This is a genomic window from Sphingomonas sp., assembly GCF_035910975.1.
Taxonomy (GTDB): Bacteria; Pseudomonadota; Alphaproteobacteria; order Sphingomonadales; family Sphingomonadaceae; genus Sphingomonas.
This window is the reverse complement of the sequence record NZ_JAMHWM010000006.1, coordinates 33755-52141: the sequence shown is the minus strand read 5'-3', so window position 1 is coordinate 52141 and position 18387 is coordinate 33755. Positions and strand designations below refer to the sequence as shown.

Here is an 18387-nt window from a genome sequence, read left to right as displayed (position 1 = left end):
AGGAAGCATGACTCCGCTTCGCCTCGGAACCCGCGGTTCGCCGCTCGCGCTCGCGCAGGCGCACCTGACGCGCGACGCGCTGGTCGCCGCGTATCCCGGCCTTGTGGTCGAAATCGTGCCAATCCGTACCACCGGCGACAAGGTGCAGGATCGCCCGCTTGCCGAGATCGGCGGCAAGGCGTTGTGGACCAAGGAACTCGACCGTGCGCTGCTGGCCGGCGAGATCGACTGCGCGGTCCATTCGATGAAGGACGTCGAGACGATCCGGCCGGAGACGATCGCGATCGCCGCGATGCTGCCCCGCGCCGACGTGCGCGACCGTCTGGTCGGCGCCTTGTCGCTGGAGGCACTGCCGCCCGGCGCGCGGATCGGCACCAGCAGCCCGCGCCGCGCCGCGCAGGTGCGCAGTATCCGGCCCGACCTGACGCCGGTGATGTTTCGCGGCAACGTCGATACACGGCTGGCGAAGCTGGCGGCCGGCGAGGCGGAAGCGACGCTGCTCGCGGCGGCGGGCCTCGACCGGCTGGGGCGGAGCGACATCGGGGTGCCTATCGCGCTCGACGAGATGCTGCCGGCGCCGGCACAGGGCGCGGTCGGGATCGAATGCCGCACCGACGACCGGGCGACGCGCGACCGGCTGGCCGCGATCGACCATCCGGTGACCCACGCCTGCGTGCTGGCGGAACGCGCGCTGCTCGCCGCGCTCGACGCCGACTGCCACTCGCCGGTCGCCGCGCTGGCGCGCATCGAGGGTGCGGTGCTGACGATCGACGCGATGCTTTATGCCGGGGATGGCAGCGAACATGTCGCGGGCCAGGAACATGGCGCGCCGGGGGATACCGCCGTTTCCGTGACGCTCGCCGCGCGGCTGCTGGCGCGCGCGCCGGACGCGGTTCGCCGCCTGTTCGCGGGATGAGCCGCCCGCTCGCCGTGCTGCGGCCCGAGCCGGGCAATGCCGCGACGGCGACGCGGATCGAGGCAGCTGGCCATGTCGCGCTGCGCATCCCGCTGTTCGACGTGCGGCCCGTTGCGTGGCTGCCGCCCGATCCGGCGGATTATGATTCGCTCGTCCTCTCCAGCGCCAACGCGGTGCGGCACGGCGGGCTCGGCCTCGCGCGGCTGGCAGGCCTGCCGGTGCATGCGGTGGGCGACGCGACCGCCGCTGTCGCCCGCCGCGCAGGCCTGTGGGTGACGGCGGTCGGCAGCGGCGGGGTCGAGGATCTCGCACCGCCGGGACGAGTGCTGCGCCTCGCCGGGCGCGAACACCGCGCGCTGCCCGGCAGCGACACGATCATCGTCTATGCCAGCAACCCGCTGCGTCCCGACCTGACGCCGCTGGCCGGCGCGGTCGCGCTTATCCACTCGCCGCGCGCCGGGGCTGCGCTGGCGGCGCTGGCGGCCGATCGCGCCGACACGATGCTGGCGGTGCTTAGCCCCGCGTGCGCGGCGGCCGCCGGTGATGGATGGCGGGCGATCGCCGTCGCCGAACGACCGACCGACGCGGCGCTGGTCGCCGCCGCCATCGCGCTCGCCGATTGACGCGGGCGGCGGTGGCGCGGATAAGCTCGCCATGACCGGCGATCCCCTGTCCGCCGCGCCCGATCCGGCGCCGATGGCCGCTCCTCCGTCGCGTCGCGGCCGGGCGCTCGGTATCGTCGCGCTGATCGGCTTCGTGCTGGGTATCGTCGCGATGTATTACCTGCTGCCCGCGATCGACCGCTGGCGCACGCCGCCCGAAGCCGCGCCGCAGGCTGCGACGCAGCCCCCCGCTCAACCGCAACATCTGGCGGCGACCGCGCCGATACCGGTCACGCTCGAGGGGCTGGCGACGCGCGAGGCGGTGCTCGACGCGCAGCTGCGCGCGATCGAGGCGCGGATGGCCGCGGCCGATGCGGCGTCGCGCACCGCGGCCGGCTACGCACGACGCGCGGAGGGGATGATGGTCGCCTTCGCGGCGCGGCGCGCGCTCGATCGCGGCCTCCAGCTCGGCTATATCGAGGGGCAGCTGCGCGACCGGTTCGGCGCCGAACAGAGCGCGGCCGTCGCGACGATCGTCGCCGCCGCGCGCAATCCCGTGACGCTCGCCGACCTGCGCGAGGGGCTGTCGCGTATCGCTCCCACGCTGACGACGGGATCGTCGCAGGGCGGTTTCGTCGCCTCGGCGTGGCGCGAAGTATCGGGCCTCGTCATCCTGCGTCGCGACACCACCCCCAGCCCGCGCCCCAACGACCGGTTGCAGCGCGCACGCCAGATCCTCGACGCCGGCAACGTCGAGGGCGCGCTGGCCGAGGTGGGGCGGATGCCCGGCGCCGCCGACGCGACCAGCTGGATCGAGGCAGCGAAGCGCCACATCGAAGCGCGCCGCGCGCTCAATGCGCTGGAACTCGCCGCGATCAGCGGGCGGTCGGACCCGGTTCCCGCACCGCTCTCCGCCCCGGTCGAACCCGATCCAGCCGGCGAGCGCCCGGCCACCTGAAGGACGATAGCAGCATGGCAGAGATGGGCCGGTTCGATTGGCAGGATCCGTTCGCGCTCGACGCGCAGCTGACCGACGAGGAGCGCATGGTGCGTGACGCCGCGCGCGATTATGCGCAGGGCGAACTGCTGCCGCGCGTGACCAGAGCGTATCTCGACGAGGATTTCGACCGCGGGATCATGCGCGAGATGGGGTCGTTGGGCTTGCTCGGCGCGACCATCCCCGAAACCTATGGCGGCGCCGGCCTCGGCTATGTCTCCTACGGGCTGGTCGCGCGCGAGGTGGAGGCGGTCGATTCGGGCTATCGCTCCGCGATGAGCGTGCAGTCCAGCCTCGTGATGCACCCGATCAACGCTTATGGCACCGAGGCGCAGAAGCGGAAATACCTGCCCGGCCTGGCCTCGGGCGAGCTCGTCGGCTGTTTCGGGCTGACCGAACCCGATGCCGGATCCGATCCCGGCGGCATGCGGACACGCGCGGAGAAGACCGCCGACGGATATCGCCTGACCGGCAGCAAGATGTGGATCACCAACGCGCCGATCGCCGACGTCTTCGTCGTCTGGGCGAAATCGGACGCGCACGGCGGCGGGATCAAGGGCTTCGTGCTCGACAAGGGCATGCCGGGGCTGTCGGCGCCGAAGATCGAGGGCAAGCTTTCGCTGCGCGCGTCGATCACCGGCGAGATCGTGATGGACGGCGTCGAGGTGGGCGAGGACGCGCTGCTGCCCGAGGTCCAGGGGCTGAAGGGGCCGTTCGGTTGCCTGAACCGCGCGCGCTACGGCATTGCCTGGGGCAGCATGGGCGCGGCGGAAGCCTGTTTCCACGCCGCGCGGCAATATACGCTCGACCGCCAGCAGTTCGGTCGCCCGCTCGCCGCGACCCAGCTCGTCCAGCTCAAGCTCGCCAACATGGAAACCGAGATCGCGCTCGGCCTGCAGGCGGCGCTGCGTGCCGGCCGGATGTTCGACGAGGGCACGCTGGCGCCGGAAGCGATCAGCATCATCAAGCGGAACAATTGCGGCAAGGCGCTCGATATCGCCCGCGTCGCCCGCGACATGCACGGCGGCAACGGCATCTCAGCCGAATTCCATGTCCTGCGCCACGCGATCAACCTGGAGACGGTCAACACCTACGAAGGGACGCACGACGTCCACGGCCTGATCCTGGGCCGCGCGATAACCGGCATCGCGGCCTTCTGATGACCGGACCGAACCGTCAGCCGGTGCTGGAGGGCGAACGCGTGCTGCTGCGCCCTTCGGCGCCGGACGACTGGGACGCCCTGTTCGCCGTCGCCGCCGATCCGCTGGTCTGGGAAGTCCATCCCGCGCATGATCGCTGGAAGGAGGACGTGTTCCGCGCCTATTTCGACGGCGGAATGGCAAGCGGCGGGGCGCTGACGATCATCGACAAGGCCACCGGCGCGGTGATCGGATCGAGCCGGTTCGACAATTGGAAACCGGACGCCGACGAGATCGAGATCGGCTGGACCTATCTCGCCCGGTCGCATTGGGGCGGCGCCTATAATGCCGAGATCAAGCGGTTGATGCTGGATTACATCCACCGCTTTGTCCAAACCGTGGTGTTCACGGTGGGCGAGGGAAACGTCCGCTCGCGACGCGCGATGGAGAAGATCGGCGGGCGGCTGCGCCCCGGCATCGAACATCGGCTGATGGCCGGCGAGATGAAGCCGCACGTGGTCTACGAAATCCGGCGGCGATAGACCGCGCTACAACCGCGCAATCAGCGTTTGGGCGGCCGCCGGATTGCGCTCCTTCGCGCCACTGATGAAGAAAACGAAGGTATCGCGCAGCGCCTGCGCCGCGTCATGTGTCACATAGGGCAGGCCGTCCGGCTCGCCGCCGCCCGCCCAGGCTCTCGCCGCACCGGCCCAGCGATCGAGTTCGCCCTCGCTATAACCCGCCGGCTCGGCGGCCACCGCGGTCTCCAGCCGCGCGTAGACGAAATCGCAGGTCACGTCGGCAATCGCGGGATAGTCGTCCGACTGTGCGTAGACGATCGCGACGCCGGCCTTGCGGCACATCGCGACGAATTCCGGCGCGGCGAAGCTGTCATGCCGCACCTGCACCGCATGGCGCAGTTTCAACCCGTCCCGCTCCCCCGGCAACAGCGCCAGGAACGCGGCGAAATCCTCCGCATCGAATTTCTTGGTCGCCATGAACTGCCACAGGATCGGCCCGAGCTTGTCGCCCAGCTCGACGATGCCCTGCCCGACGAACCGCGTGATCGACTCGCCGCCCTCCGCCAGCACCTTGCGATTGGTGCAGAAGCGCGACGCCTTCAATGCGAAGACGAAGTCGTCGGGCGTCTCGTCGCGCCATTTGGCGAAGGTTTCCGGTTTGAAGCCAGAATAATAGGTGCCGTTGACCTCGATCGCGGTCAGGCGGCGGCTCGCATATTCAAGCTCGCGCTTCGCCGGCCACTTCTCGGGATAGAAGACGCCGCCGCGCCACGGCTCATAGGTCCAGCCGCCGATACCGACGCGAATCGCAGGGTTGGTCATGCAGGCGAGCATAAGGCGGCCAAAGGGGGTGGCCTATCCGGATCGTGCGGCGCAACGCGGGCGGGCGTGGATCGATCCTGCTCACCACGGCCTATCGATCGCGGCGCGGTGTCGGCTGCTGTCGATCCGGAATGTCGAAGACCTGCTGTCCAAGCGCGGGATCGACATTTGCCACCAGACTGTGCGCTTCTGGTGGAACAGGTTCGACCCGATGTTCGCGGGCGATATCCGGCGCCAGCGGGTCGGCCGGATGTGCGGGTTTTCGGCACTGGAGGTGGCGTCTCGACGAGAATTACGTAAAGCTCAACGGCGAGGCGCTCGAGAGCTTCGTCACCAGGTCGCGGGACAAAGTTGCGGCGCTGACCTTCCCCGGGGAAGGCGTTGAACCGCTACGGGGCGCCCGAGACGATTACCACCGACGGCCTGCGATCCTGCGGCGCGGCGATGGACGAACTCGGAAACCGCGCCAGACAGAAGATCGGCCGCTGGGCCAGCAAACGGGACGAGAACTCCCACCTGCCCTTCCGACGTCGCGCTACTAGCCGCCGGGGAGCGCGAACAGGGCGGTGGCGCCGCGCCGGAATTCGTCCGGCAGGGGCGCGGCGCGGCGCTCGGCAAGGTTGAAGCACACGGTGACGGCGGTCAGGCGGGCGCAGATCCCGGCGTCCGACTGGCGCAGCAGGCGGAGCTCGCTGGTGACCGATCGGGTGCCGAGCGCGACGACGCGCCCTTCTATGCGAACCTGCGCGCCGACACGCAACTCGTCGAGATAGTCAATCTCGTGGCGGACATCGGCCCAGCCGAGCCCATCGGCGAGCCCCTGGCCGGTATCAGTGCCGAGCATCGCGAACAGCTGATAGCTCGCGTCGTCGAACATGCCCACGTAATGGCGCGTGGTCAGGTGCCCCATCGCGTCGCACAACCAGGGGTGGACGACGGCCAGGCCGCAGAGCCGGAACCCCCCATCGTCAGCCATGGGCGCCCAGATCCCAGCCATGCGCGCCCAGATTGGCCTCCGCGAAGCCGCGCGGGCTGGCCTCCAGAGGCGTTGCCAGCGCGTCGTTCCAGCGGTTGAAGAACCCGTAGATGCCGACGACCGCGAGCAGCTCGACGATCTCCTCCGCGCGGAAATGCCGCTTCAGCGCGTCGGTCTCGGCGTCGCCGACCCCGCCCGGAGACTGGCCGGCGAGCTGCGCGAAGCGCAGGGCGGCGCGGGTCCGCTCGTCGAACTGGTCGCTGCGCTCGTAATCCCACACCGCCGCCACCCGTGCCGACGTGCCGGCTTTCGCCGCGTTGGTGGCGGTGTGCGCCGAGCAATAGCGGCACCCCGCCGACATGCTGGCGAGATAACCGGCGAGGTATTTGAGCTCGGGGTCGAGCAGCCCCTGACCCATCACCGCCTGCCACAGCCCGCCGACAGCGTTCAGGATGTCGGGGCGATAGCCAAGCGTCGCGACGCTGCCGGGCAGTTCGTCGAAATCGTGGAGATAGGGGCTGACGTCCACCCCGCGCCCAGCCAGCTCGTCGATGCTCAGGGGTTGCAGGCGCATCGTCATCCCTCCCATTCCGCATTTCCGTCGACGCCAATGATCTGGCCGGTGACATGCCGGCCGGCATGCGACGCGAGGAACCACGCCATCTCCGCGATCTCGACCGGCTGGATCTTGCTGCGCATCGAGATGAAACCCAGCGCCTCGGCCTCGACATCGGCGACCGCGCGGCCGCTTTCGGCGGCGATACGGGCCATGATCCCCTGCATCCGCTCGGTATCCATGAAGCCCGGACGGATGGCGTTGACGCGGATGCCGACGGGGCCAAGCTCGCGCGCCAAGTTGCGCGTCATCCCCTCCAGCGCCCATTTCGACGCGACATAGGCCGATCGACGCGGGATGCCGGTCAGCGTCGAAGCGGTCGAGATGTTGACGATCGCGCCCGTGCCGGCCGCGCGCATCGCTGGCACCACGGCGGCGATCATGTTGAACGCGCCGTGGACGTTGACGTCGAAGCAGCGCGCCCAGGCGCCGGGATCGGTCGCCTCGATATCGGCGACAGGACCGGCAACGCCGGCATTGTTGACCAGCACATCGACCAGGCCGGCCCGCGCGACCAGTTCCAGCGCCGCCGCATGATCGGCGACGTCGGCATGGACGGTGCCGAGCGCGGGGTTGTCGGCGCGCGCCCGATCGAGCGCTGCGGCATCGACGTCGCAGATCGTCACCCGGTCGCCGCGTTCGGCGAACAGCTGGGCGATGCCGCGGCCGATCCCCGCCGCCCCCGCCGTCACCAGCACATGGCGCGTCATGCCGTTTCCTCCCGCAATGCCCGCGTCTCGGCTTGCGCGACATAGCCGTCGGGCGTCACGACGACGCGGTACACGTCGCGCGCGCGCGCCGGCGTGACGAGACCGCTGCGCACGCTGTCGGCGACGCGCCCCGGATCGCGCGCGGCGGGCGGGCCATAGCCGCCGCCCCCGCACGAGGTGGCGACGATCCGTTCGTCCGCCGCGACATGGATCTGCGCACAGGCATCCAGCGCGCGGCGCGATCCGTCGGCCGCGACCAGATACTGGTCCGCCGCCCCGCCCCCGCCGCCTCCGCGTACGCCCGCTGCCGGGTTGCGGTGTCCGTCGGAAAGGTATCCGATGTCGATCCCCGCCCCGACCGGCCCGAACTCTACGATTGTGGACGGCGATCCGACGGTCGTCCCGGCGCCCTCGCTGTCGGGCACGAAGCCGCGCGAATGGACCAGGATCGGCTGGGTCAGTTCGGCCAGCTCGATGCCGTCGATGCAGCACAGCCCCGCGTTGCCGACGTGGCCGACCGTCCACCAGGCGTCGCTGACCGGGGACGCGGCGCCGCCGCTCAATGCCAGGAATACCTGGTTGACGAACGGCCCGCCGGTGCGCGGGTCGATCCCCGATATCACCCCGGCCGACGGCGCGATCACCGATCCGACCTCTGCCATGCCCACACCATCGGCCAGCGCCGCCATGCCGGTTTGCACGCTGTTGGCCACCCGGTCGGCGATGTTGGTGGTCGCCGCCGAACAGGAGAAGGGATGCGTCGGGATGCCGGCGATGCAGCCTTCGCGCAGGCTCACGTCGATCCGCCGGAACGCGCCGGCGTTCTTGGGGACGCGGTGATCGATGCTGTTGAACACGCCGATCATCGCGGCCGTGCGCGCGCAGGCTTCGGACAGGTTCATGCCGCACGGCAGGCAATCGGGATTGTCGGTCAGGTCAACGGCGACGCGCCCGGCGGCGGGATCGACCGTGACGGTGCTGCGGATCGTCAGGCCGTCGGTGGGAAATCCGGGAAAGGCATCATGCGTGCTTTGGCCCGTCACGATGCCCGCCGGCAAGGCGGCGATCGCGTCCGCCATGCGCGCTTCCGAATAGTCGAACCATTGTTCCGCGAAGGCGCCGATCCGATCCCAGCCGATGTCGGCGGCCAGCTGGGTCAGCGCCCGCTCGCCGATCCGCGCCGCGCCGATCGTCGACAGGTAGTCGCCCTTCCACTGGCGCGGCACGCGGATGCGCATCTCGCACATGCGGATGATGTCGTCGATGTCGCGGCCGTCGCGCTGAACCTGCACCGCGGGGAAGATCAGCGCGCCTTCGTGATACACATCGCGCGCGTCGGCCATGTAGGTGGTCGGCTGCGAATTGCCGATGTCGGCCTGGTGCGCCTTGGCCAGCACGGTGAAGCGGTGGCGGCCCTCCCCGTCCATCACCGGCACCAGCACGCTCAGGTCGGCGGGGTGCGAACAGCCGTGATAGGGCGAATTGTGCAGGAAGGCGTCGCCCGGCTTCAGGTCCGGATGAAACTCCAGCATCGATCGCGCCATCATGTCCGGGCCCGACAATACGTGGATCGGCAGGCTGTCGGCGGCGCTCAGCAACCGGCAATCGGCGGTCAGCAGGCAGCAGGAGAAATCGCGCGCGCGGTTCAGCACGCCCGATCGCCCGGTCCGCAGCAGGGTGTTCGACATGCGCCGCACCACGCCGTCGAGCCGGCTGTGCAGCACCGCCATCTCGGCACCGTTCAGGGGAGATATCGACATGGCTCAGGCCTCGATCAGCAGCGCGCCGTCCGCCGAGCGCCGGAAGCGCGCGGGCGGATCGACCACGACGGTGGTGAAGGGCGATTCGATCAGCGCCGGGCCGGCGAAGTCCTGCCCGGCGGGGATCGCATCCCAGCGCAGCACCGGCGCATCGATCCATCCGCTGCCGGCGAACCAGGCGCGACGGCTGCGCGGCGCGGCGCGGCTCTCGGCCGTGTCGGCCAGCCGGAACGGCGCATTCCCGCGCGCACGGCACCGCACCCGCGCGCGCAGCCCGACCAGCTCGACCGCCGACACCGCGTCGCGGATTGTGAAAAGCTGTTCGTGGGTCGCATCGAAAGCCTCGCGGAAGCGCGCGACCTCCGCGTCGTCGGCCAGTGTGTCGGTCGGCACCGGCACGTCGATCTCCCACGCCTGGCCGGCATAGCGCGCCTCGGCGATCAGCTCGATCTCCGCCGCCAGTCCGGCGCGCGCGGCAAAGCCATCGGCCTGCCCACGCACGGCCGCGATCGCGGCACCGACCGCGACATGGTCGAACCCGGCCGTGGTGGCGTGCACCGACACCGTGAATTCGCGCGTCACGTCGGACAGCATCGCGCCCGCCGCGCTCATCGCCGCGCCGGTTTCCGGCACCAGCAGCAGCCGGCACCCCAGCCGTCGCGCGATGAACACCGAATTGAGGCCTGCCGCTCCGCCGCCGCCGATCAGCACCGCCTGCGCCGGATCGATGCCCTGCGTCAGCGTCGCGTCCTCGATCGCCTGCACCATGTTCTCGGTCGCCAGGTCGAGGACGGCCCAGGCCGCCGCATCCGCATGCAGCCCGACCTGTGCCGCGACCCCGTCGGCGATCGCCCGGCGCGCGGCATCGGCGTCCAGGCGCATCGCGCCGCCGAGGAAATAATCCGGGTCCAGATGGCCCAGCGCGACACAGGCATCGGTCACCGTCGCGCGCGTGCCCCCGCGGCCGTAACAGGCCGGGCCGGGCGTCGATCCGGCACTGTCCGGCCCGACGTGCAGCAGCCCTGCCGCATCGACCCAGGCGATGCTGCCGCCGCCCGCACCGACGCTCTTGACGTCGACCGACGGATAGCCCGCGAGATGCCCGCGATACGGCTCGCCGATCCACAGGTCGCGTGTCATCGGAATGCGGCCGTCGCTGACCAGGCTGATATCGTAGGTGGTGCCCCCGGTGTCGGCGACGATCGCTGTGCGCCAGCCGCCCTCGCGCTCGGCATAGTGATGGCCGGCGACCGGCGCCATCGACGGGCCGGAGTTGATGACCGAGATCGGCGAGGCGGCGACCTCCCCCGCCTCGACCATGCCGCCGGCACTCGTCAGCACCATCACGTCGCCGGTGAAACCAGCATCCGCCAGCCGCGCGCTCAGCCCACCCAGATAGCGCGCCATCAGCGGCTTGAGCGACGCATCGATCGCGGTCGAGGACGCGCGGCGGAACTCGCGCAGCGTCGGGTTCACGCGGTGCGACAGGCTGTAGGCGACGCCCGGCAGATGCCGTTCGATCAGTTCGCCGACCCGACGCTCGTGCGCGGGGTGGAGCGTCGCCCACAGCAACGTCACCGCCACCGCGTCCACGCCCGCCGCGGCGATCTCGCCCAGCGTCGCGACCAGCGCCGCTTCGTCGAGCGGCTGCGTCACCGTGCCGTCCGACAGCACCCGTTCCGCCGCCTCGAAGGTCAGCGCGCGGGGGACATAGGGCTCGGGATAGGCGATGGTATGGTTGAAGGGCTCCGCCCGCCCGCCTTCGCGGAACAACAACATGTCGCGGTGCCCCCGCGTCACGATCAGCGCGGTGCGGGCGGTGCGGCCGGTGATGATCGCGTTGATCGCATGGGTGGTGCCGTGGATGAAGCTGGTGCCGCGCGCCAGCAGCTCGCCCAGCGCCAGTCCGCGCGCGTCGGCCGCGACCTGCAGCGCGCCGATCACCCCGGCCACCGGATCGCTCGGCACCGTCGGCGCCTTGTGCAGCGTGATGCGGCCGTCGTCCTCCTCGACCACCAGGTCGGTGAAGGTGCCGCCGGTGTCCGTCGCGAAGCGCATCGTGTCAGAACCCGACCTGATCGCCGCCCTTGAGGCCGAGCATCGCGCGCGCCTCGTCCGGCGTGGCGATGTCGATGTCGAGCGCGTCGAGGATCGTCCTGATCTTCGCCACCTGCTGGGCGTTGCTCGTCGCGAGTTCGCCCTTGCCGATGTACAGGCTGTCCTCCAGCCCGACGCGCACGCTGCCGCCTACCAGCGCGGATTGCGCCAGGAACTTCATCTGCGGGCGCCCCACCGCGAAGCAGGACAGCAGGTAATCGTCACCGAACAGCCGGTCGGCGGTCTGTTTGAACAGCGCGAAATTCTCCAGGTCCGCGCCCATCCCCCCGAGGATACCGAAGATGCCCTGGATCAGGAACGGCGGTTTCACCAACCCGGCATCGGCGAAATGCTTGAGGTTGTAGAGGTGGCCGATGTCGTAGCATTCATATTCGAACCGGGTGCCGCAGCCCTGGCCCAGTTCGATCATGATGCGTTCGATCAGCGCGAAATTATGATTGGCCGCGAACCGCTTCGATCCTTCCATCAGCTCGCGTTCCCAGGCGTGCCGCCAGTCGAACTTGTCGGCCAGACCGAAGAAGCCGAAATTCATCGATCCCATGTTGAGCGATGTCATTTCCGGCCGCGCGGCCAGCGGGCCGGCCAGCCGGTCGTCCTCGCTGAAGCCCGGCGCGCCGCCGGTGGTGATGTTGATGACCGCGTCGGTGGCCTGTTTGATGCGCGGCAGGAACTGCATGTACAGCGCCGGATCGGGCGAGGGGCGCCCGTCCTGCGGATCGCGGGCGTGCAGGTGCAGGATCGCGGCGCCGGCCTCGACCGCGTCGATCGCCTGTTCGGCGATCTCGTCGGGCGTCACCGGCAGGTGCGGCGACATCGTCGGCGTGTGGATCGACCCCGTCACCGCGCAGGTGATGATCGCCTTGCCCGTCTTGCGCATCGAAGCTTTCCCTTTTTCTCAGTCCGGTGTGGCGGCGGCGGCGAACGGCCGCCGGCTGGCCAGTGCGAGCAGCACGCCGCCGGCCGCGACGATGCCCACGACGATTCCCGTCGAGCGAGCGAGCTGGTCCGGCCCGCCCATCAGATCGGTGGTCAGCCCGACGAGCGCGGGGCCGACGCCGATCCCCACCAGGGTGGTCGTCGCCAGGAATAGCGACGTCAGCGTGCCGCGCAGCCGGTCGGGCGCCAGCATCTGCACGCCCGCCAGCGTCGCCGGGGCGGCCATCGTGGCGAAGAAATTGACCGCGCCATAGGCGACCAGCGACAGCGTCAGGCTGGTGCTGGTGGTGAACAGCAGCAGCACCGGGATCGCGCACGTCAGGCCCAGGGCGATGACCGGCGCCGCCGGCGCGCGCGACCCGCGCAGCTGGAACATGTCGGTCAGGAACCCGCCCGTCAGATGCCCCAGCGGCGCGGCGATCAGGATCACGCTGCCGATCGCCAGCCCCGCCTCCGGCGCGGTCAGGTCGAAGAAGCGGATGTAGAAGGTCGGCCCCCACGCCGCCAGCGTCTGGATCGTCATCACCGTCAGTGCCGCCGCGCCGGTGTGCAGGAAGAAGGCGGCGCGGCGTGCGAGGACATAGCGCCACGCATCGGCGAAGCTCGGCCGCGCCGCGCTGGTGACCGGCCGCGCCGGCTCGCGCGCGCTGAACAGCAGGATCGCCAGCGCGATGCCCGGCAGCGCCATCACCACGAACGTGCCCTGCCACGGCGCCAGCGTACCGAACGGGCCGAACGGCATTCCGCCTGCGGCTGTGAGCATCGCCAGCACAGCCCCGCCGCCGATCAGCGCGGCACTCTTGCCCAACGACGCGCCGGTGGTGAACAGCGATACCGCGCGTCCGATCTGCGATCGCGGGAAATAGCTGGCCATCATCGACATGGCGGCGGGCACCAGCGCCGCCTCGCCGAAACCGACCAGCACGCGCGCCGCGAACAGCTCGGCGAAGGAGGAGGCGAGGCCGCACAGCGCGGTCGCCACGCTCCAGACGACAATGCCCGCGATGATGATGTTGCGACGGTTGACCCGGTCGGCCAGCCGGCCCAGCGGAACCGTCGCGACGGTGTAGAGGATGACGAAACTGGTGCCCTGCAGCAACCCGAGCTGCGCGTCGCTGATGCCCAGATCGGCCTTCACCGGTTCGAGCACCAGGCTCATCACGAAACGATCGACGAACGAGATCAGGTGCGCCAGCGACAGCAGGGTGGCAACGTACCATGCGTAGAGGCCGGCGCGCGGCACGGTCGCGGAAGGGGGCGCCGTCACGCTCGTCATCAGCCGATCGCCGCGCCGATGCCTTCGTCGGCCAGCCAGGTCGCGCCGTGGACCGGCCGCGCCGCGTCCGACAGCAGGAACAGGATCACGCCGGCGATGTCGGCGGGGTCGCTGAACACCGTCGGGCTCGGCGTCATCGCCTGCATCGCGGCATACATCGCCGGATCGTCGCGTACCGCGGCATTCATCGGGGTCGCGGTGTTGCCCGGCGCGACGGCGTTGACGGCGATGCCCTCTCCGGCCAGCTCGGCGGCCAGCACGCGGGTCATCATCGATACCGCCGCCTTGCTCGCGCAATAGAGCGCCATGCCCTTCACCGCGACCACCCCGGCGACCGACGCCAGGTTCACGACCCGGCCGCCACCGCCACGGCGGAGCGCCGGCACGCAGGCCGACAGCATGTTCCACTGGCCGATCACGTTGACTTCCAGCATCCGGACCGCATCGACGGGATCGGTGTCCCCGACGATCGTCGGATAGAAGACGCCGGCTGCGTTGACGAGCAGATCGACCCGGCCGAAGCCTGCCTCCACGTCCGCAATCAGCCTCGAGCATGCCGCGGCGTCGCGGACGTCGGCGGCAAAGGCGGTGGCCTCGCCGCCGGTCGCACCGATGCCTGCGGCGACCGCCTCTGCCTTGCCGATGCTGCTGCTCGCCACGACGGCGACACGGGCGCCCTCGGCCGCCAGCAGTTCCGCCACCGTCTGGCCGATGCCTGAACTGCCGCCGGTGACGATCGCCACCTTGCCGGCGAAGCGCGCCGCGCCGCTCATGCGTACACCGCCGCGACCAGCGCCGCGCAGCGCTCGCCAAGCCCGCCGCCGGCACACATCAGCGTCGGACTGTAGGAAAAGGCGATGCGGTTCTCGGGGTCGGCGAAGCCCATCGCGCCGCCGGCGCCGGGATGCCCGAAGGCGCGGCTGTTGATACCCATCGGCGACATGTTCCCGTCATTGAGGAAAAAGCCCTGCGCGTAGCGGAATTTCCGGTCGGTCATTGCGCAGGTGCCCCACCAGCTTTCCTCGCGCATCCGATCGATCGTCGCCGGCGACAACAGCCGCACGCCATCGATCTCGCCGCCGCGCGCCAGCGCGGCATAGATGCGGGCGACGGCACGCGCGTTGCCGTGGCCGTTGCTCGACGGGAAGATGCCGGTACGCGCCTGTTCGTCGTTGTAGTGATCCGACGATTGCGGGCGGATCCGCCACGCCCGACCCAGCTTGGTCGATCGGTCGCGCGTCTGGACGAAAGTGTGGCTTTCCGGGTTCGGCACGATATCGGCGACGCGCGCCGGATCGGCCCAGGCCGCGCCATAGCCATAGTCGGCGCCGAGCGGCGCGGCCACCTCCTCGCGCAGGAATCGCTCGACAGGGCGCCCATCGACCCGGCGTACCAGTTCGCCGAACAGATAGCCCGCGGTCGCGGAATGATAGGCGTGGTCGGTGCCGGGTTCCCAGTTCGGTTCCTGCTGCTCGATCGCCGCGACGATCACGTCCCAGTCATAGCCCGATCCGTCGGGCGCGTGATCGAGATAGAGCAGCCCGGCCTTGCCGGTCAGCACCGTTCGCACGGTGATGTCGCCCTTCCCACCGCCGGCGAAGCCGGGCCAGTAGCGCGCGACCGGCGCGTCGGGATCGATCAGCCCGCGATCGACCAGCATCCACAAGCACAGCGCGGCCATGCCCTTGCCGACCGACATCATGCAGACGATGCTGTCCTCGCGCCATGGGCGAGTCCGCGCGGCGTCGGCCCAGCCGCCCCACAGGTCGACCAGCTTTGCACCGTCGCGGTAGACGCAGACCGCCCCGCCGAGTTCGTCGCGGCTGCGGAAATTCTCCGCAAAGGCTTCCGCCACAGCCGCGAAATCGCGATGGGCATGGCCGTGGATCGCCGGGGCTGGCGCGATCGTCATCGTCAGAACCGGGCGATCGCGCGCAGACCGTAGGTGCGGGGCTCACCGACGCGGCCGACGATGCCGGCGGCGAAGCTCGCGGTGCTCGTCACATAATCCTTGTCGGCCAGGTTGCGCCCATAGACCAGCAACTCGAAATGCTCGCCGGGGAAGGCATAGCCGATGCTGGCGTTGACCAGACTGTACGGCGCCTGCTGGTCGAGCCCGGTGTTGAGCGCCGTGAAGAACTGGCGGGTGCGATGGCTGTATTCGCCGCGTGCGAATACCCGGCCGTCCCCGGTCGGCACGTCCAGCTGCGCCCACAACGCCTTGGTCCATTTCGGCGACAGGTTCAGCCGCTTGCCCGATGCGTCGAACGGGATGTTGCCGGGCGCCAGCGCCGACGGATAATTGTCATAGCGCGCATCCAGATAGGCCAGGTTCGCGCCGATCTGCAGCCAGCGGGTCGGGCGCAGCACGCTTTCTACCTCGAGACCATCGACCTTGGCGTCGGATGCGTTGGTGATGTCGATCACGCCCGGCGTCAGGAAGGACTGCACCTGCAGGTCCTTATAGTCGTAATGGAAGTAGGCGACATTGAGTTGCAGCACCCGCTCGAACAGGTCGAGCTTCGCGCCGCCCTCATAGCTCCACAACGTCTCCGGCGCGAAGCCCTGTGCGGGGTTGGCGCTGGCCAGGTTGAAGCCGCCCGATTTGAAGCCCTTGGTCGCCGATGCGTAGAGCAGCAGTCCGTTGGAGGGCCGCAACTCGATCCCGAACTTGGGCGTCCACGCCTTGTACACGCCTTCGCGGGAATATGTCCGCGGGAACGTCGCCATCGGCGTGTTGGTGACGGTGTTGAAATTCGTCGCGATCTGGTCGAACCGCTTGTTCTCCCGGGTATAGCGGATACCGGCGGTCAGCGACAGCCAGTCGGTCAGCGCGAACGTGCCCTGCGCGAAGGCGGCGACCGCCTCGGTATTCACGGTCGGCTTGTAATTGACCCTGAGGTTGGTCGCGAAGGTGGTAACACTGGTATCCGGCTGGATATTCTCGTCGAAATAATAGCCGCCCAGAATGAAGGACAGGTCGCCGACCTTGCCCAGCAGGTTCACCTCCTGCGAGAACTGGTGCTGCTTCTCGAACTGGTCGGTACGCCGGGTGTTGAGCGTCGTCGCATCGGTGTCGGTCGCGGTCTGCATGCGGTTGCCGCGAAAGCCGGTCAGCGACTTGAGCGACAGGCCGCCGCCCAGGTCGTAGCCGATCTCCGCCGACGTGCCCCACTGACGCCGCTTGGAAAAGGTCTGGATGTTGAGGGCAACGGCGCGGAAATCGCCCAACACGCTATTGGCGACGGGATCCGGCACCGTCTGCAGCAACTTGGTGTAACCCGACATGGTGTCGTCGGAATCGACCCATTCGCCGCGCAGCAGCACTTCCAGCTTCGGCGACGGGGTCAGCCGCAGCTGGCTGCGGAAACCGATCGTCCCTTCGCTGTCGATCCGGCCGCCCTGTGGCCCGACATTGCGCAGATAGCCGTCACGCCGCGACCCGATCACGGAAACCGACGCCGCCACGCCATCGGCGATCGGGGTGCTGAAATACCCCTCGAGCCGGGTGAAATCATAATTGCCATAGGTGGCCTGCAGCTTCGCGGTGAGCGTGTCGCCCGGCTTGCGGCTGACCACGTTGACTGTCCCGCCGACCGAATTGCGGCCGTAGAGCGTGCCCTGCGGCCCGCGCAGCACTTCGATCCGTTCGACGTCGAGAAAGTTGGACAGATAGCTCGCGGGGCGGGCGAGATAGATGCCGTCGAGATGGATCGTCGACGACGGGTCCGATCCGGCGAACACGTTGTTCGATCCGATGCCGCGAATGTAGATTTGCGAGAAGGCGCCGTTCTGCGTGACCTGAAGGTTGGGCGTCAGCGCGGTCAGATCGCGCACGTCCTTGACGCCCGCCCGTTCCAGCGTCTCGACGTTGAACGCGGTCACGGCGAGCGGCGTATCCTGCAGGCGGGTCGCCCCGGTCCGCGTCGCGGTGACGACGATGTCGCCGGCGTCGCGGGGTTCAGCCTGCGGCTCGGATTGCGGCGCGGGCGGCACCACCGTCGGCATCGGATCGGCGGCAAAGGCCGGTGTAGCGGTGACCAGTGCGCAGCCACACAACAAGAAGCGAGAACGTCGCATCATCACAGACCTCCCAGATCGCGCCGTCAGTCGCGGCGTTGGATGGAAGGAACCATGAAACCGGGAAAAGCACAATAGATTGTCGACAATAAATTGCGAAACCGCGATTTCCGTCGCGAAAGAGCGAGTTATTGTCGACGATAAACCGAAGCATAGCCGGGTTCGAGCAGGGCGATGCACCACTGGGCATGGTAATGCATGATCGCATCCGCCGAATCGGGATCGCCCGCCAGCACCGCATCGGTCAGTCGGCGATAGGTGCGGGCATATTGCGCGGCATGCACCCTCAGATCGATCGCGCCGGCCAGCATCCGGTTCCAGTATTCGATGTTGATCGACCGCAGCAGCGTATCGACATAAGGGCGCTCGCCGATCGAATTGGCGAGGTAGTGGAAGTCGTTGAGCACCAGATAGAAACCGAAATCCGGCGCGATGTTGATCGCCGCGTCGTCGATCGCATCCATCGCCCGCGCGACGCGCTCGGCGTTGTCCCCCTCGTGGATGCGTTTGGTCGCCGCGCGGATGCCGACCGCCGCGACCGGGGCGATAACCTCGTAGATCTGCGCGAGATCATGCGCGTTCATCGGCCGCAGGATCGCACCGCGATCGGGCAGCAACTCGACCAGCCCCTGCCCGGCCAGCACCGCCAGCGCCTCGCGAACCGGCGCGCGGCTCAGCCCGAGTTGCTGCGCGAGTTCGAGCGCGATGATGCGGCTGCCCGGCTTCAGTTCGCCGCGGTCGAGCGACGCCATGATCGTTTCGTACACCCGCTGCACCAGCGACGTCTTGAACTGTCCGTCGGACAAGGGCTTGGGCGTGCCGAACGGACGATTGCCGCGGGCCTTGGCGGGGGCTGCTGGGGGCGTCATAGGGAATTCCATCACCAAAGTGTCGACAATCCGGCGTTCGGATGCGGCG

The 18387-nt window shown here is 69.2% G+C and carries 17 protein-coding genes and 1 pseudogene; 6 read left to right on the top strand and 12 right to left on the bottom strand.

Annotated elements, in window-relative coordinates; all coding sequences use genetic code 11:
* The first annotated feature begins 7 nt into the window (after positions 1-7).
* Genes hemC through VYI76_RS01565 form a run of 5 tightly spaced genes read left to right on the top strand, consistent with a single transcriptional unit; the run spans position 8 to position 4196 of the window.
* Positions 8-916, top strand: a complete 909-nt coding sequence (gene hemC, locus VYI76_RS01585; RefSeq protein ID WP_326523019.1) for a hydroxymethylbilane synthase — start codon at positions 8-10, stop codon at positions 914-916.
* The gene (locus VYI76_RS01580) at positions 913-1539 is read left to right on the top strand and encodes a uroporphyrinogen-III synthase (RefSeq protein WP_326523018.1); all 627 of its coding nucleotides are present in this window, start codon (positions 913-915) and stop codon (positions 1537-1539) included. Before hemC ends, VYI76_RS01580 begins: the two co-directional genes overlap by 4 nt.
* Positions 1540-1570: 31 nt before the next feature.
* Complete coding sequence (locus VYI76_RS01575; protein ID WP_326523017.1) at positions 1571-2476, top strand: hypothetical protein; 906 nt, start codon at positions 1571-1573, stop codon at positions 2474-2476.
* A 14-nt stretch (positions 2477-2490) separates the two neighbouring features.
* On the top strand, positions 2491-3675 hold the full coding sequence (locus VYI76_RS01570) for an acyl-CoA dehydrogenase (RefSeq protein WP_326523016.1): 1185 nt from the start codon (positions 2491-2493) through the stop codon (positions 3673-3675).
* The gene (locus VYI76_RS01565) at positions 3675-4196 is read left to right on the top strand and encodes a GNAT family N-acetyltransferase (RefSeq protein ID WP_326523015.1); all 522 of its coding nucleotides are present in this window, start codon (positions 3675-3677) and stop codon (positions 4194-4196) included. The genes VYI76_RS01570 and VYI76_RS01565 overlap by 1 nt, the downstream gene beginning before the upstream one ends.
* A 6-nt stretch (positions 4197-4202) precedes the next feature.
* On the opposite strand, the gene VYI76_RS01560 is transcribed toward VYI76_RS01565, so the two are convergent.
* A complete protein-coding gene (locus VYI76_RS01560; RefSeq protein WP_326523014.1) occupies positions 4203-4997 on the bottom strand; it encodes a DUF72 domain-containing protein in 795 nt (264 codons plus the stop codon).
* 118 nt (positions 4998-5115) lie between these two features.
* Here VYI76_RS01560 and VYI76_RS16785 point away from each other — a divergent pair.
* Positions 5116-5531 (top strand): annotated as a pseudogene (locus VYI76_RS16785) (DDE-type integrase/transposase/recombinase); the annotation flags it as partial.
* 4 nt (positions 5532-5535) lie between these two features.
* Here VYI76_RS16785 and VYI76_RS01555 read toward each other — a convergent pair.
* The 11 genes from VYI76_RS01555 to VYI76_RS01505 form a co-directional block, all read right to left on the bottom strand.
* The gene (locus VYI76_RS01555; protein ID WP_326523013.1) at positions 5536-5973 is read right to left on the bottom strand and encodes an acyl-CoA thioesterase; all 438 of its coding nucleotides are present in this window, start codon (positions 5971-5973) and stop codon (positions 5536-5538) included.
* Positions 5966-6547 (bottom strand): carboxymuconolactone decarboxylase family protein, encoded by a 582-nt coding sequence (locus tag VYI76_RS01550; RefSeq protein WP_326523012.1) that lies wholly within the window; start codon positions 6545-6547, stop codon positions 5966-5968. The genes VYI76_RS01555 and VYI76_RS01550 overlap by 8 nt, the downstream gene beginning before the upstream one ends.
* Before the next feature lie 2 nt (positions 6548-6549).
* Complete coding sequence (locus VYI76_RS01545; RefSeq protein ID WP_326523011.1) at positions 6550-7299, bottom strand: SDR family oxidoreductase; 750 nt, start codon at positions 7297-7299, stop codon at positions 6550-6552.
* Positions 7296-9059, bottom strand: coding sequence for a hydantoinase B/oxoprolinase family protein (locus VYI76_RS01540; RefSeq protein WP_326523010.1), 1764 nt, complete (start codon positions 9057-9059; stop codon positions 7296-7298). The genes VYI76_RS01545 and VYI76_RS01540 overlap by 4 nt, the downstream gene beginning before the upstream one ends.
* 3 nt (positions 9060-9062) lie before the next feature.
* Complete coding sequence (locus VYI76_RS01535) at positions 9063-11117, bottom strand: hydantoinase/oxoprolinase family protein (protein WP_326523009.1); 2055 nt, start codon at positions 11115-11117, stop codon at positions 9063-9065.
* A 4-nt stretch (positions 11118-11121) separates the two neighbouring features.
* The gene (locus VYI76_RS01530) at positions 11122-12054 is read right to left on the bottom strand and encodes a 3-keto-5-aminohexanoate cleavage protein (RefSeq protein ID WP_326523008.1); all 933 of its coding nucleotides are present in this window, start codon (positions 12052-12054) and stop codon (positions 11122-11124) included.
* Between the two features lie 18 nt (positions 12055-12072).
* Positions 12073-13389 carry an MFS transporter gene (locus tag VYI76_RS01525; protein ID WP_326523007.1) on the bottom strand — a complete coding sequence of 439 codons (1317 nt, stop codon included), beginning with the start codon at positions 13387-13389 and terminating at the stop codon, positions 12073-12075.
* Positions 13389-14162: an SDR family NAD(P)-dependent oxidoreductase gene (locus VYI76_RS01520; RefSeq protein ID WP_326523006.1), complete on the bottom strand. Its 774-nt coding sequence runs from the start codon at positions 14160-14162 to the stop codon at positions 13389-13391. Before VYI76_RS01520 ends, VYI76_RS01525 begins: the two co-directional genes overlap by 1 nt.
* Entirely contained in the window at positions 14159-15301 is a 1143-nt protein-coding gene (locus VYI76_RS01515) for a serine hydrolase domain-containing protein (protein WP_326523005.1), read from the bottom strand. The genes VYI76_RS01520 and VYI76_RS01515 overlap by 4 nt, the downstream gene beginning before the upstream one ends.
* A 2-nt stretch (positions 15302-15303) precedes the next feature.
* Entirely contained in the window at positions 15304-17472 is a 2169-nt protein-coding gene (locus VYI76_RS01510; protein WP_326523004.1) for a TonB-dependent receptor, read from the bottom strand.
* Between the two features lie 125 nt (positions 17473-17597).
* Complete coding sequence (locus VYI76_RS01505; protein WP_326523003.1) at positions 17598-18338, bottom strand: GntR family transcriptional regulator; 741 nt, start codon at positions 18336-18338, stop codon at positions 17598-17600.
* Positions 18339-18387 lie beyond the last annotated feature (49 nt).

What these genes read in the sequence shown, in the direction of transcription:
- hemC (WP_326523019.1), top strand. Translation starts at nt 8, where the DNA reads ATGACTCCGCTTCGCCTCGGAACCCGCGGTTCGCCGCTCGCGCTCGCG.
- VYI76_RS01580 (WP_326523018.1), top strand. Translation starts at nt 913, where the DNA reads ATGAGCCGCCCGCTCGCCGTGCTGCGGCCCGAGCCGGGCAATGCCGCG.
- VYI76_RS01575 (WP_326523017.1), top strand. Translation starts at nt 1,571, where the DNA reads ATGACCGGCGATCCCCTGTCCGCCGCGCCCGATCCGGCGCCGATGGCC.
- VYI76_RS01570 (WP_326523016.1), top strand. Translation starts at nt 2,491, where the DNA reads ATGGCAGAGATGGGCCGGTTCGATTGGCAGGATCCGTTCGCGCTCGAC.
- VYI76_RS01565 (WP_326523015.1), top strand. Translation starts at nt 3,675, where the DNA reads ATGACCGGACCGAACCGTCAGCCGGTGCTGGAGGGCGAACGCGTGCTG.
- VYI76_RS01560 (WP_326523014.1), bottom strand. Translation starts at nt 4,997, where the DNA reads ATGACCAACCCTGCGATTCGCGTCGGTATCGGCGGCTGGACCTATGAG.
- VYI76_RS01555 (WP_326523013.1), bottom strand. Translation starts at nt 5,973, where the DNA reads ATGGCTGACGATGGGGGGTTCCGGCTCTGCGGCCTGGCCGTCGTCCAC.
- VYI76_RS01550 (WP_326523012.1), bottom strand. Translation starts at nt 6,547, where the DNA reads ATGCGCCTGCAACCCCTGAGCATCGACGAGCTGGCTGGGCGCGGGGTG.
- VYI76_RS01545 (WP_326523011.1), bottom strand. Translation starts at nt 7,299, where the DNA reads ATGACGCGCCATGTGCTGGTGACGGCGGGGGCGGCGGGGATCGGCCGC.
- VYI76_RS01540 (WP_326523010.1), bottom strand. Translation starts at nt 9,059, where the DNA reads ATGTCGATATCTCCCCTGAACGGTGCCGAGATGGCGGTGCTGCACAGC.
- VYI76_RS01535 (WP_326523009.1), bottom strand. Translation starts at nt 11,117, where the DNA reads ATGCGCTTCGCGACGGACACCGGCGGCACCTTCACCGACCTGGTGGTC.
- VYI76_RS01530 (WP_326523008.1), bottom strand. Translation starts at nt 12,054, where the DNA reads ATGCGCAAGACGGGCAAGGCGATCATCACCTGCGCGGTGACGGGGTCG.
- VYI76_RS01525 (WP_326523007.1), bottom strand. Translation starts at nt 13,389, where the DNA reads ATGACGAGCGTGACGGCGCCCCCTTCCGCGACCGTGCCGCGCGCCGGC.
- VYI76_RS01520 (WP_326523006.1), bottom strand. Translation starts at nt 14,162, where the DNA reads ATGAGCGGCGCGGCGCGCTTCGCCGGCAAGGTGGCGATCGTCACCGGC.
- VYI76_RS01515 (WP_326523005.1), bottom strand. Translation starts at nt 15,301, where the DNA reads ATGACGATCGCGCCAGCCCCGGCGATCCACGGCCATGCCCATCGCGAT.
- VYI76_RS01510 (WP_326523004.1), bottom strand. Translation starts at nt 17,472, where the DNA reads ATGATGCGACGTTCTCGCTTCTTGTTGTGTGGCTGCGCACTGGTCACC.
- VYI76_RS01505 (WP_326523003.1), bottom strand. Translation starts at nt 18,338, where the DNA reads ATGACGCCCCCAGCAGCCCCCGCCAAGGCCCGCGGCAATCGTCCGTTC.